The 18592-nt window shown below is 44.2% G+C and carries 20 protein-coding genes; all 20 read left to right on the forward strand.

Annotation, left to right across the window (positions count from 1 at the left end):
- The first annotated feature begins 12 nt into the window (after nucleotides 1-12).
- Entirely contained in the window at nucleotides 13-2046 is a 2034-nt protein-coding gene (gene flhA, locus H1230_RS13685) for a flagellar biosynthesis protein FlhA (protein WP_239716145.1), read from the forward strand.
- Nucleotides 2043-3446: a flagellar biosynthesis GTPase FlhF gene (flhF, locus tag H1230_RS13690; RefSeq protein WP_239716147.1), complete on the forward strand. Its 1404-nt coding sequence runs from the start codon at nucleotides 2043-2045 to the stop codon at nucleotides 3444-3446. Before flhA ends, flhF begins: the two co-directional genes overlap by 4 nt.
- Nucleotides 3443-4324, forward strand: coding sequence for a MinD/ParA family protein (locus H1230_RS13695; protein ID WP_239717307.1), 882 nt, complete (start codon nucleotides 3443-3445; stop codon nucleotides 4322-4324). Before flhF ends, H1230_RS13695 begins: the two co-directional genes overlap by 4 nt.
- Before the next feature lie 34 nt (nucleotides 4325-4358).
- Nucleotides 4359-5744 carry a protein-glutamate methylesterase/protein-glutamine glutaminase gene (locus tag H1230_RS13700; protein WP_239716149.1) on the forward strand — a complete coding sequence of 462 codons (1386 nt, stop codon included), beginning with the start codon at nucleotides 4359-4361 and terminating at the stop codon, nucleotides 5742-5744.
- Between the two features lie 33 nt (nucleotides 5745-5777).
- Complete coding sequence (locus H1230_RS13705) at nucleotides 5778-7853, forward strand: chemotaxis protein CheA (protein ID WP_239716151.1); 2076 nt, start codon at nucleotides 5778-5780, stop codon at nucleotides 7851-7853.
- Between the two features lie 27 nt (nucleotides 7854-7880).
- The gene (locus tag H1230_RS13710) at nucleotides 7881-8342 is read left to right on the forward strand and encodes a chemotaxis protein CheW (protein ID WP_239716153.1); all 462 of its coding nucleotides are present in this window, start codon (nucleotides 7881-7883) and stop codon (nucleotides 8340-8342) included.
- 36 nt (nucleotides 8343-8378) lie between these two features.
- Entirely contained in the window at nucleotides 8379-8972 is a 594-nt protein-coding gene (locus tag H1230_RS13715; RefSeq protein ID WP_154120401.1) for a chemotaxis protein CheC, read from the forward strand.
- On the forward strand, nucleotides 8965-9462 hold the full coding sequence (locus tag H1230_RS13720) for a chemotaxis protein CheD (RefSeq protein WP_154120286.1): 498 nt from the start codon (nucleotides 8965-8967) through the stop codon (nucleotides 9460-9462). The genes H1230_RS13715 and H1230_RS13720 overlap by 8 nt, the downstream gene beginning before the upstream one ends.
- Nucleotides 9463-9464: 2 nt before the next feature.
- Nucleotides 9465-9881, forward strand: coding sequence for a hypothetical protein (locus tag H1230_RS13725; protein WP_239716158.1), 417 nt, complete (start codon nucleotides 9465-9467; stop codon nucleotides 9879-9881).
- Nucleotides 9882-9973: 92 nt separating this feature from the next.
- Nucleotides 9974-10762, forward strand: coding sequence for a FliA/WhiG family RNA polymerase sigma factor (locus tag H1230_RS13730; protein WP_239716160.1), 789 nt, complete (start codon nucleotides 9974-9976; stop codon nucleotides 10760-10762).
- Between the two features lie 29 nt (nucleotides 10763-10791).
- Nucleotides 10792-12195 (forward strand): flagellar assembly protein A, encoded by a 1404-nt coding sequence (locus tag H1230_RS13735; RefSeq protein ID WP_239716162.1) that lies wholly within the window; start codon nucleotides 10792-10794, stop codon nucleotides 12193-12195.
- A gap of 62 nt (nucleotides 12196-12257) precedes the next feature.
- Nucleotides 12258-12569 (forward strand): hypothetical protein, encoded by a 312-nt coding sequence (locus H1230_RS13740; protein ID WP_239716164.1) that lies wholly within the window; start codon nucleotides 12258-12260, stop codon nucleotides 12567-12569.
- A 40-nt stretch (nucleotides 12570-12609) separates the two neighbouring features.
- On the forward strand, nucleotides 12610-13188 hold the full coding sequence (locus H1230_RS13745; RefSeq protein WP_239716166.1) for a DUF6115 domain-containing protein: 579 nt from the start codon (nucleotides 12610-12612) through the stop codon (nucleotides 13186-13188).
- Nucleotides 13185-13814, forward strand: coding sequence for a hypothetical protein (locus H1230_RS13750; protein ID WP_239716168.1), 630 nt, complete (start codon nucleotides 13185-13187; stop codon nucleotides 13812-13814). Before H1230_RS13745 ends, H1230_RS13750 begins: the two co-directional genes overlap by 4 nt.
- A gap of 180 nt (nucleotides 13815-13994) precedes the next feature.
- The gene (gene rpsB / locus H1230_RS13755; RefSeq protein ID WP_239716170.1) at nucleotides 13995-14696 is read left to right on the forward strand and encodes a 30S ribosomal protein S2; all 702 of its coding nucleotides are present in this window, start codon (nucleotides 13995-13997) and stop codon (nucleotides 14694-14696) included.
- A 180-nt stretch (nucleotides 14697-14876) separates the two neighbouring features.
- Nucleotides 14877-15527: a translation elongation factor Ts gene (gene tsf / locus H1230_RS13760; protein WP_154120271.1), complete on the forward strand. Its 651-nt coding sequence runs from the start codon at nucleotides 14877-14879 to the stop codon at nucleotides 15525-15527.
- Between the two features lie 107 nt (nucleotides 15528-15634).
- Nucleotides 15635-16363 (forward strand): UMP kinase, encoded by a 729-nt coding sequence (gene pyrH, locus H1230_RS13765; protein WP_154120269.1) that lies wholly within the window; start codon nucleotides 15635-15637, stop codon nucleotides 16361-16363.
- On the forward strand, nucleotides 16363-16917 hold the full coding sequence (gene frr, locus H1230_RS13770; protein ID WP_239716172.1) for a ribosome recycling factor: 555 nt from the start codon (nucleotides 16363-16365) through the stop codon (nucleotides 16915-16917). The genes pyrH and frr overlap by 1 nt, the downstream gene beginning before the upstream one ends.
- Nucleotides 16918-16995: 78 nt before the next feature.
- Nucleotides 16996-17763, forward strand: coding sequence for an undecaprenyl pyrophosphate synthase (locus H1230_RS13775; RefSeq protein ID WP_239716174.1), 768 nt, complete (start codon nucleotides 16996-16998; stop codon nucleotides 17761-17763).
- 21 nt (nucleotides 17764-17784) lie between these two features.
- The gene (locus H1230_RS13780) at nucleotides 17785-18588 is read left to right on the forward strand and encodes a phosphatidate cytidylyltransferase (RefSeq protein WP_239716175.1); all 804 of its coding nucleotides are present in this window, start codon (nucleotides 17785-17787) and stop codon (nucleotides 18586-18588) included.
- The last annotated feature ends 4 nt before the right edge of the window (nucleotides 18589-18592 follow it).

Raw genomic sequence — 18592 nt, forward strand, 5'->3', positions numbered from 1 at the left:
AGGTCAAGGACATTGAAAGCTAAAGAACTAACAGTCTTACTAGGCATTATTGGTATCGTGCTTATGATGATTCTGCCAATCCCGTCCTGGCTTTTGGACGTTCTGCTGGTCATTAATATTTCGATAGCGTTGACTATCATTTTGGTAGCCATGAATACCAAGGATCCTCTTCAGTTTTCAATCTTTCCTTCCCTTTTACTGATTACGACATTGTTTAGACTTTCGTTGAACATTTCAACAACTAAGCTCATCCTGACTTATGGAGAAGCGGGTTCGGTTGTCGCAACATTCGGAAGCTGGATAGCTGGTGGACAAATTGCTATTGGGTTTGTCGTCTTCCTGATTCTCGTTGTAGTACAGTTTATTGTTATTACTAAAGGTTCGGAACGTGTTGCTGAGGTAGGAGCAAGGTTTACGTTGGATGCTATGCCTGGTAAGCAGATGAGTATTGATGCCGACCTTAACGCGGGTATGATTAATGAACAGCAGGCGCGGGAGCGTAGACAAAGCGTCGAGCGTGAAGCAGATTTCTTCGGTGCAATGGACGGTGCGAGTAAGTTTGTTAAAGGGGATGCTATTGCTAGTATTATTATTCTCGTTATCAACTTGATCGGCGGATTCATAATCGGTATGGTAGTTCACGGTATGCCTTTTGGAGAAGCATTATCTACATATTCTTTATTAACCATTGGAGATGGCTTGGTCAGTCAGATTCCGGCTCTACTTATTTCGACCGCAGCCGGCCTGATTGTTACGCGGGCTTCTTCGGATGGAAATTTGGCGGAAGATTTAACTAGGCAATTATTCTCATATCCAAAGTTATTATATATTGTTGCTATTACCATTGCTTTTTTAGGTCTTTTTACTCCTATTCATATCATTACAACTCTTCCACTGGCAGCTTTATTAGCCTTTGCAGCCTATACAATGGGACAAAATTTAAATCGTAAGCAAATTGCCGAAGAACAGCTCGTTGAGGAAAAACAGATCGAAGATGTGCGAAGTCCAGAGAGTGTGATCAACCTGCTTTCTGTTGATCCTATTGAATTTGAATTTGGTTATGGACTCATTCCTTTAGCAGATACGGGACAAGGCGGTGATTTGCTGGACAGAATCATCATGATTCGACGGCAATGTGCACTTGAAATGGGACTTGTAGTGCCCGTTATTCGTATTCGCGACAATATTCAACTAAAACCGAATGAATATGTCATCAAAATTAAAGGAAATAACGTTGGTGGTGGTGAATTATTACTGAATCACTATCTAGCCATGAGTCCTGGGTATGACGATGACTCTATCAATGGTATAGAAACAGTCGAGCCGTCCTTTGGACTTCCGGCCCTTTGGATTGACGAATCAGTTAAAGAGCGGGCTGAGTTATCCGGATATACCGTGGTAGATCCGCCTTCAGTTGTTGCTACGCATTTAACGGAGCTCATCAAGCGACACGGGCACGAGTTGCTTGGCCGTCAGGAGACCAAAATGCTGGTCGACAATCTGCGGGATAACTATCCTGTATTGGTAGACGAGTTGATTCCCTCTGTACTGGCTATTGGTGATGTGCAAAAAGTGCTGGCAAAGCTGCTTCGTGAGAAAATTTCCATTCGGGATTTAGTCACCATTTTCGAAACGCTGGCCGATTATGGAACATACACCAAAGATCCTGATATTCTAACAGAGTATGTTCGCCAATCTTTGTCCAGACAGATTACTCAACAGTTCTCGCAGGCTGGGGAAACGTTGCGAGTAATTACTGTAGGACCGACTCTAGAGAAAAAAATTACCGAAAGCGTGCAGCAATCAGAGCAGGGAAGTTATCTAGCACTTGATCCAGTCTCAACCCAAACTGTATATCAACGGCTTACAGAGCAGATTAACCGTCTCCTTCAGTCGGGACATCAGCCTATTGTTCTGACTTCGCCGACAATCCGTATGTATTTACGGCAAGTAATTGAACGGACCATGCAGGATATTCCAGTGCTGTCCTATAGTGAGCTTGAGCCAAATATTGAAATTCAAAGCGTTGGAGTGGTGAATTTATGAGAGTGAAGCGTTACGTGGTCGACACGATGCCGGACGCCATGTATTCCATCCGCAACGAGCTTGGAAGCGATGCCGTCATTCTTAGTACGAAAGAAATCAAAATTGGTGGATTCATGGGTCTGTTTACAAAGAAGAAAATAGAGGTTGTAGCTGCTGTTGAAAAAGAGCAGAAGGCAATTGTTCCTGAAAAGCGTCCAACTCCTTCACAGAGCATACCGCGCAGCGCTGTGCCGCAGGCTTACCAAAAAGCCTCAGCCAATGCACTTGCGTTCGCAGATAAGCCTGCGGAGAATCGTTCAAAGCCTGCGGAGAATCGTTCATTTGCTGAGATCGCTGCAGCGTTATCTGAAGCCGTAGGGCTTCAAGGCTCAGTTGCTGTCTTATCAGAGCCTACTATAGAACAACCCTATACTCTGGCTCCTGATTTGGAACACTCGGCACCAAGTAAGGAATCATCTGCATTTACACAAACGCTGCATGAGTCGCTTGGATTTGAGCAGACAACTCCTGCCGCTGCAGGGCAAGACAATGACGTTCTCCGTGAGATTAGGGATATGAAGCAGTGGATGGAGCGCATTGCCCGACACTCATCAGTGACAAGGGATTTGCCTTCGAGGCTGGAGCAGTTGCGCGATCGCTTAGTTGAACAGGAAACGGACACTGTGCTTGTTGAGGAGTGGGTCGAAACCGTTGTTGAACGCTGGAATGAGGATGGGCGTACCTGGATTCCAGAACAATTTGATGAATGTCTGAGAGAGCAAATGGATAAATTCTTGTCGAATAGGATCGGCTATGGTATTGCCTCGGATACACGGATCGTCTATATTGCTGGTCCTACTGGTGTTGGCAAGACAACGACGATTGCAAAACTAGCGGCTGAACAGTTATTCAGGCAAGGACGCAAAGTAGGTCTTATCACTTCAGATACCTATCGTATATCAGCAGTGGAGCAGTTACGGACATACGCAGCTATTTTGAATATACCCTTGGAGGTTGTTCAATCACCTGGAGATTTGCAGAGAGCGTTGTTTCGTCTCGAAAGCTGTGATCTTGTGTTGATGGATACTGCAGGACGCAACTATCGTAATGAGATGCTGGTTGCAGAATTACAGAGCCTACTTGCAAAGGAACTCAAAAGTGAAACGTTCCTGGTGTTAAGCTTAACCTCGAAGAGCAGAGACATGAAAATGATCGCTGAACATTTCGGCAGGTATCAGCTTGATAAAGTCATATTTACTAAGCTTGATGAAACGGGTAGTTATGGTCCGCTTTTCAATGTTCTGAATGATTACCCGTTAGCGTTGTCTTATGTAACGAACGGACAGAATGTTCCTGATGACTTGCTGATGGTTTCCAAGGAGCAGCTGTGCGATTTGCTGCTGGGAACAGGGGGGCCATAATGGATCAAGCACAATCCTTAAGACAGCTTGTATCAAGTCAGGACCCCAAACGTATTGCTGGTGGCGAGTCCACTGCCCGCATCATTACTGTCTGTAGTGGTAAAGGTGGTGTTGGTAAGTCTAATTTCACTCTTAACTTTGCTTTGGCGCTGAAAGCGATGGGTAGAAGGGTATTATTATTTGATGCAGATATTGGAATGGCTAACATTGATGTGTTGATGGGAGTAACAGCCAAGTATAACTTATATCATTTGCTGAAAAGAGAAGCTGATATTGGACAGATCATTCAGTTGGGTCCTAACGCACTCCCTTTTATTGCTGGGGGTTCAGGTATGGATGAGTTATTCTCACTTTCAGAATCTGATCTTAATTATTTCACTGCACAAATCGCTCAAATCGCGGACACTATGGATTTCATTTTGTTCGATACAGGAGCTGGATTATCCAAAGAAACAATGAAATTCATCACTTCGGCCGACGATTGTCTTGTGGTGACAACGCCTGAACCAACGGCTATCACAGATGCCTACGCTCTGATGAAGGTCGTGAACAATTCTAATCCTGGACTTTCCTTTAGGCTGATTGTTAATCAAGCAGTTGATGAGAGGGAGGCAGTAGTAACCAGTGACAAAATTCGGATGGCTGCCAGTCGATTTTTACAATTAGATGTTCCTTTTCTAGGTTATATAAGCAGTGATGTGCATGTTGTGCAGTCGGTCAAACGGCAAGTTCCATTCTCGATTGCCTTTCCGAATAGTGCGGCAGCAAAAGATATACAGAGACTCGCACTTAGTTACCTAGCAAGTGGTAATATAGAAGTATCAAAGGTACAAGGTATCAAGGGTTTTATTAGCAAATGGTTAAAGCGAAGCAAATAATTGTTCTGAATTTAAGGACAGAGGTGGAAATGATATGAAGCCATATAAAGTTTTGGTTGTTGATGATTCTGCCTTCATGCGCAAGATTATATCTGATTTAATAGAAAATGATGCTGACTTTCAGGTAACGGCAACAGCTGCAAATGGCCGTGAGGCTATTGAAAAGGTGAATGAACTTCGTCCGGATCTTGTTACTATGGATGTGGAAATGCCGGAAATGAACGGCCTGGAAGCGCTGAAAATAATAATGGCCTCTCATCCGCTGCCAGTAATCATGGTTTCAGGCATTAATGAAGAGGGCATGAAGGAAACCATTCTTGCACTTGAATGGGGAGCATTTGATTTTATTCGCAAACCTTCCATTTCGAATTCCCAAGATATTATGGCTGTGGGAGAATCCTTAAAGGAACAAATGAGAGAAGCTATGTTGGCCCGTCAACAGCGTGAGGCACGGGCTGCAGCTAACAAAGCTCCGGAGACCAAGCCTTCGGACATTCCAATACCGTCAATACCAGTTATAAAACCATCATTGAAAGAACTAAAGAGTAGCCTGGATGTTCCAAAGAAAGCTGCTGACAAACCGCAAATAGATTCTAAACCTTCTCCAGAAATAGAAGCGGCAAAACGGTTGAAGGAAAAGCTACCAGTAGACAACAATGTTTCCAAAAAAGTAGCCAAGCCTTTAGCTTCTCCACCAAAGCCCGCTTCCGAGAAGTTTCTAAATCGCTCTAAAGCGGAAAATCATCCAATGTCACCTATCTCACGATTGGTGCCAGAACCATCTGTTGAGGCGTTTACTGAACCTCCAGCGGCCATTGCAGACCGAAAGTCTGGTGTCAAAGGTCTTCGTAAGTTAGTTGCTGTAGGCTGCTCAACAGGGGGACCACGCGCTCTAAAGGCATTGTTGGAGAATATTCCTGCCGATTTCCCTGCGCCAATTGTCATTGTGCAGCATATGCCGCCCAATTTCACCAAATCGTTAGCGCAGCGTCTGAATACCTTCAGCCCACTTGAAGTGACGGAAGCAGAGCAGGGGATGACATTACGTCAGGGAGTTGCCTATATTGCCCCTGGTGGTTACCACATGAAGGTTATTTCAATTCCTGGCGGGCAATATGCAGTTACACTTACAAAGGAAGAAATGCGGAATGGCCATCGGCCTTCGGTGGACGTGCTATTCGAATCGGTGCTTTCCCTAACCTCTTTGGAACGTCATGCAGTGTTGATGACCGGTATGGGTAGTGATGGCGCAAAAATGATGAAGTCTCTTTATGATTCTGGTGTTACATCGACCTTTGCCGAAAGTGAAGAAACCTGTGTTGTCTACGGGATGCCGCGATCGGCGGTTGAATTACAATGTGTTAAATACGTCCTGCCGTTGCAAGAAATTGCTCCAAGGCTGGTGCAAGCCGTTAAATAACGGAAAAGCGAACTCGAAGGGGAGGTGCTCACAATGGACATGAACCAATACTTATCCATGTTTATTGATGAGTCAAATGATCATCTGCAGTCTTTAAACGAGAGTATGATGGGACTAGAAGCAAATCCTGATGATCTTAGTATTGTACAGGTGATATTCCGCTCTGCACATACGTTAAAGGGCATGGCTGCCACAATGGGCTTTGAGGATTTGGCTTCACTCACACATCAAATGGAAAATGTGCTTGACCTGGTTCGCAATAGTAAACTCCGGATGCAGGATTTCATTTTTGACACATTATTCAAAAGTATTGATGCTTTAGAATCTATGGTAGAGGATATTATGGGAGGCGGAGATGGCAAAGCTGATGTATCAGCAATTGTAACTTCCCTTCAAGCTATTGTTCGGGGTGAGGTTCCTAATGCGGGAGGAGCTGTAGCTGAAGTCTCGAAGCCTGCTGTTAAAGCGTCTGATGCTCCGGTTTTCCTGGATGAGTTCCAATTTTCAGTTCTGGAACAGTCAATGCAGGAAGGCCATAATGTATTATATGTGGAGGTAACGATTCGCAAGGATTGTCAACTTAAAGCGGTACGCGCATATATGGTATTTGATCTTTTGGAACGCTCAGGTGAAGTTATTAAATCCTTCCCTTCGGTACAGGACATAGAGCAAGAGAAATTCGATCAAAGTTTCTCACTCTATTACATAACTCAAAAGGGTGCAAGCGAAATACAGGCAATGATTCTGAACTTGTCGGAGATCGAGAAAGTAACGTCTGTAGCACTTGATCAGGAATCCTTACGACAGTTAGGGCAAGATTCTGTTGCTGCAACTGCGGAAGTACCTACTTCTGCTCCGGTGATCTCATCCGTCTCAGTTCCTTCTGCAGCTTCGTCGAATACGTCGGCAGCCAGAGAAGAAGGAGGGAAAGCAGCACCAGCCAAAACTGGTGGAGCACCTTCTCGGACGATTCGTGTGGATATCGAACGTCTTGATGTGCTGATGAATCTATTTAGTGAACTTTTAATCGACCGTGTCCGGTTGGAACAGCTTGCTTCAGAAGTACAGAATGGTGATCTGACCGAAACCGTTGAGCACATGAGCCGGGTCAGTGGGGATTTGCAAAATATTGTAATGAAGCTACGGATGGTTCCCGTGGATACGGTATTCAATCGTTTTCCACGTATGGTACGCGATCTCGCGAAGTCGCTGGATAAGAAAATTGACCTAGTAGTCACTGGTGCCGAAACAGAACTTGATCGTACCGTTATTGATGAGATCGGTGATCCGCTAGTGCATCTACTGCGTAATGCCGTTGATCATGGTATTGAATCCGTGTCTGACCGGATTGCTGCCGGTAAACCGGAGATGGGTACGATCAATCTGCGGGCTTTTCATAGCGGTAACCATGTCTTTATTGAAATAGAGGAAGATGGGGCTGGAATAGATTCGCAAAAAGTACTGAAGTCAGCTGTGAAAAAGGGCGTCATTACACAAGAGCAAGCAGCGACGATGAATGATGAAGAAGCTCACCAGATGCTTTTTGCAGCAGGTTTTAGTACCGCAGAAGTGATTTCGGATGTCTCTGGACGCGGGGTAGGGCTGGATGTAGTGAAGTCGAAGATTTCTTCGCTTGGGGGAAATGTAACGATATATTCCACCCTGGGTAAAGGCACAAACTTCTCTGTTCAGTTACCACTTACTCTATCAATTATTGCTGCCATGCTCATTCGGCTTGGTTCGGAGAAATATGCAATTCCTTTGTCTTCTATTGTAGAGACAGGAATTGTGAAGAAATCTCAAATCCGCACCATACATGGAAATAAAATGCTTGAATTCCGCAATAAGAATATTCCACTTCTTTCACTAAGCCGTATTTTCTCAGTACCTGATTATGATGAGAGTGATGAAGAGGAAACTGAAATTGTTGTGGTACGCAAGGGAGAACGCTTAGTTGCCATGGCCGTCCAAGATTTTATTGGGCAGAACGAAATTGTTATTAAGAATCTCGGAAAATATTTGCCGGATATTCAAGGAATATCAGGCGCTACAATTCTTGGTGACGGCCAAGTTGCACTCATTATCGATCCAAACGCTTTTATTAAATAACTAGGATAGAACAGGGAGGTTCATTCCATGGCTGAAGATATTAAAGTGATAGTATTCAAATTGGGCTCAGAGGAATATGGTATTGAAGTAGAAAAGGTACAAACCATTGAACGTATGATGCCAATTACCCGCGTACCCAAAACATATTCTTTTATCAAGGGTGTCATTAATTTGCGCGGTGTGGTTATTCCTGTTATTGATTTGCGGGGGCGTTTTGGTATTGAAGAGGGTGAACATACGGATCAGACCCGTGTAATTATTGTATCCGTAAATGATATGGAAGTTGGCTTCATCGTTGACTCTGCAAATGATGTTATAGATTTAAACAGAGACTCCATTGACACACCTCCGGACGTTGTGGGTGGTATCAAAGCTAAATATCTGGACGGGGTAGCCAAAATTGGAGAAGATCGTCTGCTCATTATGCTTAACTTGGCCGAGGTGCTTAACAAGGGTGAAATCGTTCATTTAGAAAGTCTAGAGGGCTAACCCGTGGAATTATTCAAGCACTTCAAGGATTTTAAAATGGATGTGCTCAAGGAAATCGGAAATATCGGAGCGGGTAATGCAGCCACTGCATTATCCCAACTCTTGAACAAACCGATTGATATGGCGGTTCCAAAAGTTCAATTGCTGAGTTTTGAAGAGATTACTGATAAAGTTGGCGGAGCAGAAGAACTTGTATATGCTATTTTTCTGCGTGTTGAAGGTGAAGCACCGGGCAATCTTTTCTTTATTCTTACACCTGATGCAGCAAGAAGCTTACTAAGCCGTGTTGCAGGTCTCGAAATGTCGGACAACGAAGAACTTACCGAAATGGAGCTTTCTGCGTTAAGTGAAATTGGTAATATTCTAGCAGGTTCCTATCTCACTTCTCTTGCAGACTTTACCTCGCTATCTATGTATCCGACTGTGCCAGCACTGGCGATGGACATGGCAGGGGCCATTCTGAGTTATGGTTTGCTGCAATTCGGTCAAATGGGAGATAATGCCTTATTGATTGACACAACCTTTTTAGAGGGAAAAAATGAAATTGAAGGGCAATTTTTCCTGATTCCCGATCCAGAATCTTTCCCGAAAATCTTCAAATCTCTTGGAGTCCCGTTTGAAGATGATTGAAGAACAGAGCATTATTAAAGTAGGAATGGCTGATCTTAACGTTGGGAGCCAAGAGAGTTTAATCCGCACCACAGGCCTTGGTTCCTGCGTAGGATTGACGTTGTTCGATCCCGGGAAAAAACTTGCGGGGATGGCGCATGTTATGCTGCCATCGTCCGATATTGCCCGTGAAGGACAACTTAACATAGCAAAGTTTGCAGATACGGCAGTGCCGGAGCTCTTATCCCGTCTGTTGGAACTTGGAGCGGTCCGGAGTCGGATCGTGGCTAAGATGGCAGGAGGCTCACAAATGTTTGCCTTTGCCGGGGGGAGTGATACCATGAGGATCGGGCCTCGAAATGTGGAATCTTGTAAACTTGCACTCGAGTTATTAAGAATTCCGCTAATCGCGGAAGACACAGGCGGCAATTATGGCCGTACGATTGAAATCGCCTGCAACACCGGAGTTTTGTATATCCGTAGTGTGCAAAAGGGCGCTAAGGAATTATAATTATGATTGGAAACATTGTGATAAACCTTATCTTTGGATTGTTAGGTTTCATTTTTACTTTTTTTATTAATTATGGGAACAATTTGCTACTAACTAGTTTTATTCGGGGTATTTTAGGATTTATCATTTGGTTTGTGCTTGCGTTCCTCCTGAGATGGGTATTAGGTTCTATTGTTCAACAAAACTTGCCTCCCATAGACTCCGATTCTAATAATGAGGTCGGTGATGAGGAGCTTGGTTCCCAATTGGATATTAGTACCCCTAATGAGGATGAGGAGTTAATAAACCTTCTTAAACCGCAGCCGGGTCAAGGAAGCGGAAAGAGTGATGGCTTCACACCACTGCAGCCGCCGAAACTGGTGTCGCTGAAAGATCCTGAAGAATTGGCCAAGGCCGTTCGTCACCTGAAAGAAGAATAAGCGAGTGCTGCGGTGGAACCGGTTATCCTATAGCAAGGAACGCTTCACCGCGAAAAGGCGCGTTGACTAAACTTTGGGAAGGGTGAAAGCCATTGAACGAGCGTAAAGTTTCTCAATTGGAAACTGACGGGTTATGGGAACAGTGGAAAGAACACGGTGATCCTGAAGCCAAAAAAAAATTGATTGAGAGTTACCTTCATATTGTAGATTATGTATCCAGTCGTTTGGCTGTCGGTCTGCCCAAAAATGTATCCAAAGATGATTTGTCAAGCAATGGTATTATGGGACTGATTGATGCTATCGAGAAATTCGATTACAAAAGAGGCCTCCAGTTTCAGACATATGCCTCTTGGCGGGTTCGTGGAGCAATTTTGGATTCATTGCGCCAAAGTGACTGGGTTCCCAGATCGGTACGCGAAAAGGCAAGGAAAATTGAGGATGCTTATCAGCAATTGGAACAGAAATATTTAAGGTCAGTCAGTGACGAGGAAATGAGCCAGTATCTGGATATTAGCGAACTAGAATTTCAAAATATGCTGCAGGATGTGGCGGTTATGACACTCTGCTCACTGGAAGACCCCATTCGTGAAGAAGAATCGGAAACCCGGATGTCCATACTGGTGGACGATAAAGCTAAGAATCCGGACCGAAAGGTAAATGAGTTCTATTTACGTGAAATGCTCACCAAAGGAATTGAGAAATTAACGGTGAAAGAACGGACCGTTGTGTCCCTTTTATATTATGAGGATTTATCTTTAAGCGAGATCGCTGAGGTTATGTCTCTATCCCCCTCACGTATTTCGCAGCTTCATTCCAAGGCTATTTTGCGGCTGAGAGGAACGCTTGAAAAAAACCGCGATCTTCTCATGCAAAACGATTAACCGGCGGCGGTAACAAGGGGGAGCATAGAATGATCGGTCAGTACGCTTTGAATCAATACTTAAGCATTACATTTTCGGAGGATAAAGAGATTGCTTATCTTCAATTCTCCAAAAAAGATGAGAACTTTTCCTGCTCAGTTGAAGATCTTGAAGGCTTCCTGCTCAGTCACAATATTAAATTTGGTATTCAGAACGATATAGTTAAACGCCTAAGTGAACATCCAGAAGAATATTTTTTTAATAGGGTACCTATTGCAATTGGTGAACCCGCAGTAAAGGGTGAAGATGGACGGGTTATGCTTACTGTTGATCTGGAAGTGGACCGTAAACCTCTGGAGAAGGCTGATGGCAAGGTGGATTACAAGGATTTAATTCGGCTTCATAACGTCCGTAAAGGTCAATTGATAGCTAAAATTATTCCTCCACGACCTGGGAAGGCTGGTAAGACAGTAACTGGAGAAGAGCTCACTTTCAAGGCAGGAAAAGAAGCCTACTTCAAAATCGGTAAAAACGTGCTGATCGACAAAGACGAAATCGCAATGTATGCAGCAATTGATGGTCTTGTAACACTTACTGATAAAGGAAAGATTAATGTATTCCCTGTGTATGAGGTTAACGGCGATGTTGATTACAACACAGGCAATATTGATTTTGTAGGTACAGTTGTTATCCGAGGGAACGTGCTTTCGGGATTCAGCGTGAAGTCTGTTGGTGATATCCGCGTAATTGGTGGTGTAGAAGGTGCTGAGTTAATATCTGGCGGTTCCATCGAGATTACTGGAGGCATTATCGGTTACAACAAAGGTCATGTAAGCGCTGGAAAAAATGTGAAGGTCTCGTTCATTCAAGATGGAAATGTGACTGCTGGTGAAGATGTTATTGTCTCACAAAGCATAATGCATTCTAATATACGGGCAGGAAGAGATGTCATTTGCAGTGGGGCTAAGGGATTAATTGTTGGTGGTATTGTTCAGGCTGGAGAAAAAGTTGTCGCACGAACAATCGGGAACTCAATGTCAACGGCAACTGCGATCGAGGTTGGTGTTGTTCCTGAATTAAGAAACGAGATAAATGAGTTGCGACAAGAGCTACGGCAGCTGCTGGATAATGAAGATAAAACTACTAAAGCATTATATCTATTGAGTCAATTAGCAAATAACGGGCAACTCTCATCTGACAAAGTAGCACTACGCATTAAACTTAACGCTACCAAACAATCACACCAGCGTGAGGAGAAAAGAATTAAAGAACGTGTGCTGGAGATTGAAAAAATGCTTGAAGACACTACCAGAGCCAGAGTGGAAGTCATAAAGACAATATATGGTGGTTCCAAAATCGTAATTGGCAGATATACTAGATTCGTCAAGGATGCTACGGAACGTGTTGTGTTCACCTATAACGAAGGTGATATTTCTTTATCGCCTTATATTTAAGTTAAGTGGGTTGGTATCCTGGTAGTCGGTAGTTGGTTATTACTTGTGAGAAGAGGGTTGATATGAGCCTGAGACCTGTGGAATTGCAAGTTGCTATGCCTCGAACAACCGATGCCGGAAAAATCCAGAATGAGCTGCAGCATCGTCCAGCTGTAGACCAGCAGCATTTGGCCGGGCAAAATGTGAAGCACAGCCTGGAATTGAGTCAGCGCAACTCCGAAGTAGATGATGCTTCTGAAACTGCGCTGCGGGATGATGGTCAACGGGGAAAACATTCAGGGAATAACTCTTCTTCAGAAAAACGTCATAAATCAGACGTTGAGCATAATGCGGAACATCCCTATAAGGGACACCGTATCGATCTGAGTCTTTAAGCTTCAGTTTATATTCCGTATATAAAAGGAGATAAGGTACTTGCAACCATGGGTGTATATTGTGCTGGTGGGCGCCGTTGCTATCGTTTACGCCCTGATACTGCCGGCGCGTGCACGGCAAGGAAAAACAGAGAAACAAAGTCTGAAGGAAATTGAAACTGCTCTTGAACTGTATATGGCGGACATTGAGCGTGAGAACAATGAATTGGTACAATTGATCACCAGTCTCAAACAGCAGTCTCAAAGCAATCAAACTGCCATGCAGGAACAACTAAATGAACTTCGGGGTCAATTCACTGAACTGCAGAAGAGTTCACATCAGCTTGAGGCAAGAATGGCTGCGGAAGAGAAAGGTCTGCTTCAGCTAGCGGTTTCGTATGGAACAAGTTCTTCAACTGCTGCGGCAACAGCAGAAGGCTCTGCTCCACGAAATGATTCATATCTTGAACAAGCTAAAGAAAAACCAAAGCCCGTCAGTTCTATTAAACTGCGCTATCCACGCTTGTTTGAATTACATGATCAGGGGAAGTCCATTGATTCCATTGCCAAGACGGCAGGACTTCAACGGGGAGAAGTACAATTAATCCTGCAGCTTGCCAAACAGGAGGAATCACTATGATTAAGAATCGCTCCTTCATGCTTGGAATGGGTTCAGGACTTATTGCAGGTGCAATGCTGCTTCAGTTAGTGATATCTAGTGGTGCGGCCCCACTTACGAAGGATCAGGTTGTAAAAGGTGCAGCAAAGCTTAATCTAAAAGTAACTGATGAAACGGCTAAACTGCTCACCGCTGAAGAGTGGAAAGCTAATTCAGAGGCGGCAATAGTAACGCCGGCTCCTTCAGAGGCTGCTGTCGCTGTTTCTCCGTCTCCAGCAACCTCTCCAGTCACTGCTGGAGAACCAAGTGCGGCCACGGCTCCTAAAGAGCCTGTGACACCATCCCAGCCTGCTAAAGTAGAAGTCCAGCAGCCTAAGGTAACGGCACCCTCTTCGATAACTACGGTTACTCCTGCTCCACCGAAAATAACAGCAAACGGAACCATTTCCGTAAAAATTCCCAATGGGACCACATTAACTGAGACTGCAAATCTATTGGCCAAAGCTGGAGTTATTCAGGATAAAAGTATCTTTCTTCAGGCTGCCAATGAGCGTAAAGTTAATAAAATTATACAGTACGGAACCTACAGCTTTGCTGATGATGAGAGCATAAGCGCTATTATAGACAAACTTGTAACCGTGAAGTAATTATAAGGTATTATGATTTTCGTTGCATACGTGAATATATTATGGTATAGTAATTGACGGTGTTATAACACACGCCGGTTGATTTCGACAAGAGGTGCTTTCTTCTGAAGAAAGTCTTGCTGAAAGATGACACGCGGCGGAGGAGACACACAATAAACCAAAACTAGGAGGTGTGTGAAGATGGCAGTAATCTCCATGAAGCAGCTTCTCGAAGCTGGGGTACACTTCGGTCATCAGACTCGACGTTGGAATCCGAAAATGGATCGTTATATCTTCACTGAAAGAAACGGAATTTACATTATTGACCTGCAAAAAACGGTCAAGAAGGTAGAAGAAGCTTACAACTTTGTGAAAAGTGTTGCTGGTGACGGCGGTACAATCCTATTCGTAGGAACAAAGAAACAAGCACAGGATTCCGTAAAAGAAGAAGCTGAACGTTCAGGTATGTTCTTCATTAACCAACGTTGGCTTGGTGGTACCCTGACTAACTTCCAGACTATTCAGAAGCGTATTGATCGCCTGAAGAAATTGGAAGCTTGGGAAGAAGACGGTACCTTCGCAGTTCTACCTAAGAAAGAGGTTATCATTCTCCGCAAAGAGAAAGATCGTCTTGAAAAATTCTTGGGCGGTATCAAGAACATGAAAGGATTGCCAAGCGCGCTGTTCATTATTGACCCGCGTAAAGAGCGTATCGCTGTTGCGGAAGCTCGCAAACTGGGAATTCCTATCGTTGCTATTGTTGATACTAACTGTGATCCTGACGAAATCGACTATGTTATTCCGGGCAACGACGACGCAATTCGCGCCGTGAAATTGTTGACTGGTAAGATGGCTGATGCTGTTGTAGAAGCCCACCAAGGCGAAGAAACAACTACAGCGTAAGTAGCAACACAACTTAAACAAGAACATAAATGAAAAGGGTGGTTGGCAGGTGGATAACCTCTCACTGCCCTTTTTTTAAAATAATAGAAAGAATATGCTTCAGCTATTCTTTCTATTATTTTCGAGTAACGCACCATCAATAAGGAAATCAAACGACAAATAATCTGGAGGTAATAAACAATGGCAGTAGACGCAAAGGCAGTAAAAGAACTTCGTGAAAGAACAGGCGCGGGTATGCTTGATTGTAAACATGCACTGGAAGAAGCAAATAATGATATTACTAAAGCTGCTGAATTGCTTCGTGAAAAAGGATTGTCCGCAGCTGCAAGTAAAGCAGGACGTATTGCAACTGAAGGTGTTGTTCAATCTTACATCCACGCTGGTGGTAAAATTGGCGTACTCGTAGAAATTAACTGCGAAACTGACTTCGTAGGTAAAACAGATCAATTTAAAGACTTTGCCCGCGATATCGCGATGCAAATCGCAGCTGCAAATCCTCGCTATGTGCGTCGTGAAGAAGTGCCGCAATCAGAAGTGGATAAAGAGAAAGAAATTTTGACTGCTCAAGCCCTGAACGAAGGCAAGCCTGAGAAAATCGTGGCGAAAATGGTAGAAGGACGCATCAGCAAATTCTATGAAGAATATTGTTTGCTTGAGCAAACTTTCGTAAAAGACCCAGACAAAACGATCTCCCAATTGTTGAATGAAAAAGTCAGCACTATTGGTGAGAACATCTCCATCCGTCGTTTCGTTCGTTACGAGCTGGGTGAAGGTCTGGAAAAGAAAGTTGACAACTTTGTCGAAGAAGTAATGGCACAAGTTAATAAATAAGTAAATGGATGTTCAGAGTTTTGAAGAACAGAATATAGGCAAGCATCAGAAGAGCGGAACACGTACAAGTAGTGTTCCGTCTTTTGTAAGAAAGTGAGGGTATACATTTGGAACAGCCGGTTTTTAAAAGAGTAGTGCTTAAAGTTAGCGGAGAATCATTGGCAGGACCGAACGGATACGGCATTGATGCAGAGATGATTCTTTCGATCGCAGAACAGGTCAAAGAAGTGGTGGAGCTTGGAGTACAAATCGCAATAGTCTGCGGCGGTGGTAATATCTGGCGCGGAATAGCAGGTAGTGCAAGCGGTATTGATCGTGCTACTGCTGACTACATGGGCATGTTGGCTACAGTCATGAATTCACTTGCTCTGCAGGACGCATTAGAACAAATTGATGTACCAACGAGAGTGCAAACTTCTATCTCCATGCAGCAAATCGCTGAGCCTTACATTCGCCGCCGTGCTATTCGGCATCTGGAAAAAGGCCGTGTGGTTATTTTTGCAGCAGGTACGGGTAATCCGTTCTTCTCCACCGATACAACAGCAGCATTAAGAGCAGCTGAGATCGAAGCTGAAGTCATCCTGATGGCAAAGAACAAAGTAGACGGTGTATATTCTGCCGATCCTTTCAAAGACAGCACTGCGGTGAAATATGATCAGCTGACCTATATGGATATTCTGAACAAAAATCTTGGCGTTATGGATTCTACTGCTTCTTCTCTGTGCATGGACAACAATATACCACTCATTGTGTTTGCCATTACGCAACAAGGTAATATCAAACGTGTTGTTCTCGGTGAGAAGATCGGGACTATTGTTAAAGGGAGTGTAGATTAATGCCACAAGCAATCAAACAAAGTGCTGAAGAACGTATGGAAAAAGCGATTTTGTCGCTGAGACGTGACTTAGCTTCATTGCGTGCAGGTCGTGCATCAACATCGCTACTGGATCGTATCCAGGTTGAATATTATGGTTCCCTTACTCCTATTAATCAGTTGGCCAATATTAGCACGCCGGATTCTCGGACCCTGCTAATCCAACCATGGGATAAAACATCGATGTCAGACATCGAACGGGCGATTATGAAGTCGGACATTGGAATAACTCCTGCAAACGACGGCACAATCATTCGTCTTTCTATTCCTGCACTGACAGAAGATCGCCGGACTGAGTTAGTGAAGTTCACGAAGAAGTTTGGCGAAGAGGCTAAGATAGCTATTCGCAACATTCGCCGTGATGCCAATGATGATATCAAGAAGATGGAAAAAAACGGGATATCTGAAGATGAATCCCACGGTCATCAGGAAGACATCCAAAAAACAACGGATAAGTTCATAGCCGAAGTTGACAAAGTGCTCTTGTCCAAAGAGAAAGAGATTATGGAAGTATAATGATACTCAAGAGACAAAAAGCCCCTCCGTTTATGGTGGGGTTTGTCTCTTTCTGATAAGAGCTTGGAGGAAAAGGAAATGATTAAACGGGTTCAAGCATGGCTGGGCCGTGAAGACAAGCATCAGCCAGTCGAGATTTCACCGGATAACATTCCCCGACATGTGGCTGTAATTATGGACGGCAATGGGCGTTGGGCCAAGCGACGCGGTTTGCCACGGATTGTCGGTCATCGAAACGGGATGAAGGCTGTTAAACGCGCCACCATTGCCGCAGATGAGCTGGGTGTTCAATTTTTGACCATGTATGCTTTCTCAACGGAAAATTGGAAGCGTCCCAAGGAAGAAGTAGATTTCTTGATGCGTTTGCCGGAGGAGTTCTTGGCGATTGAGCTGGATGAGTTGATCGAGAAGAACGTTCAGGTACGCGTGATGGGCGATATGAACGAAGTACCTTCTTATACCCGTAAAGCTATGGAAGTGGCTGTGGCGCGAACGGAAGGGAATACAGGCCTTATACTGAATTTTGCCTTGAATTATGGGGGACGCAAGGAAATTACGGATTGTATGCAAGCCTTGGGGCGGGACATACAAGCGGGCTTGTTGTCACCTGAAGAAATTACATCAGCACTGATTGACAGTCGTTTGTTGTCCAGCGGCATACCTGATCCTGATCTGCTAATTCGCACTAGTGGTGAAATGCGGCTCAGCAATTTCATGTTATGGCAGCTTGCTTACAGTGAACTATGGTTTACGGATGTGTACTGGCCGGAGTTCGACAAAGAGCATTTGCTTCAGGCAGTGGCTGAATATCAGCGGCGCACACGGCGCTATGGTGGACTGAAGTAGCCTGATGGGAGATGAGAACCTTTGAAGCAGCGCTTAATTACCGGAATTATTGCCGGTGCATTATTTTTAGGTTTATGCCTTTTGGGAGGCTGGTCGTATCAGCTTTTGCTAACTGCCATGGCTCTTATCGGGTATTATGAGTTTGTGAAAATGACAGGCACGCCTGCGTTTAGAGGCAGTGCTTTACTTGGTTATGCTGCGGTTCTTATTTTTATGATTCCATGGGGTTTGCTTGGAGTTTCGGCACCTTTATCGTGGGAACAAGGGATTTGGCTGCTGTTGCTGCTATTTCTTCTGGTTACTGTATTCACTAAGAATAAATTAGATATTCGCATCACGGCATTGCTGTTTACGGGTATCGTATATCTAGGGATGGGTTTCTCCTACATGGCTGTGGCTCGTGCATCTAATGACGGACATGGTTTATTCTGGACATTCCTGCTCCTCTTTTGTATATGGGGAAGTGATGCTGGGGCCTATTTTGTGGGCAGGAGCTTTGGAAAGAATAAGTTATGGCCAGCAATTAGCCCCAACAAAACAATAGAGGGTGCAGTTGGTGGAGTTCTGATCTCTATGATCATTTCCTTAGCTTTTGCGATATTTGTTCCTGATCTGCTGACGATTGGACGAGCGCTGCTTATTGGTCTTTCCTGCGCAGTTCTGGGTCAACTTGGAGATCTTGTACAGTCTGCCTATAAGAGGGTATACGGTATTAAGGATTCGGGCTCACTTTTGCCCGGCCATGGTGGTATTCTAGACCGCTGTGACAGCTGGATTATCGTATTTCCGTTCGTACATATTGTAATGCTCATGCCTTACTATTAACGGA

This window comes from Paenibacillus sp. 19GGS1-52 (genome assembly GCF_022369515.1).
Classification (GTDB): domain Bacteria; phylum Bacillota; class Bacilli; order Paenibacillales; family Paenibacillaceae; genus Paenibacillus_AQ.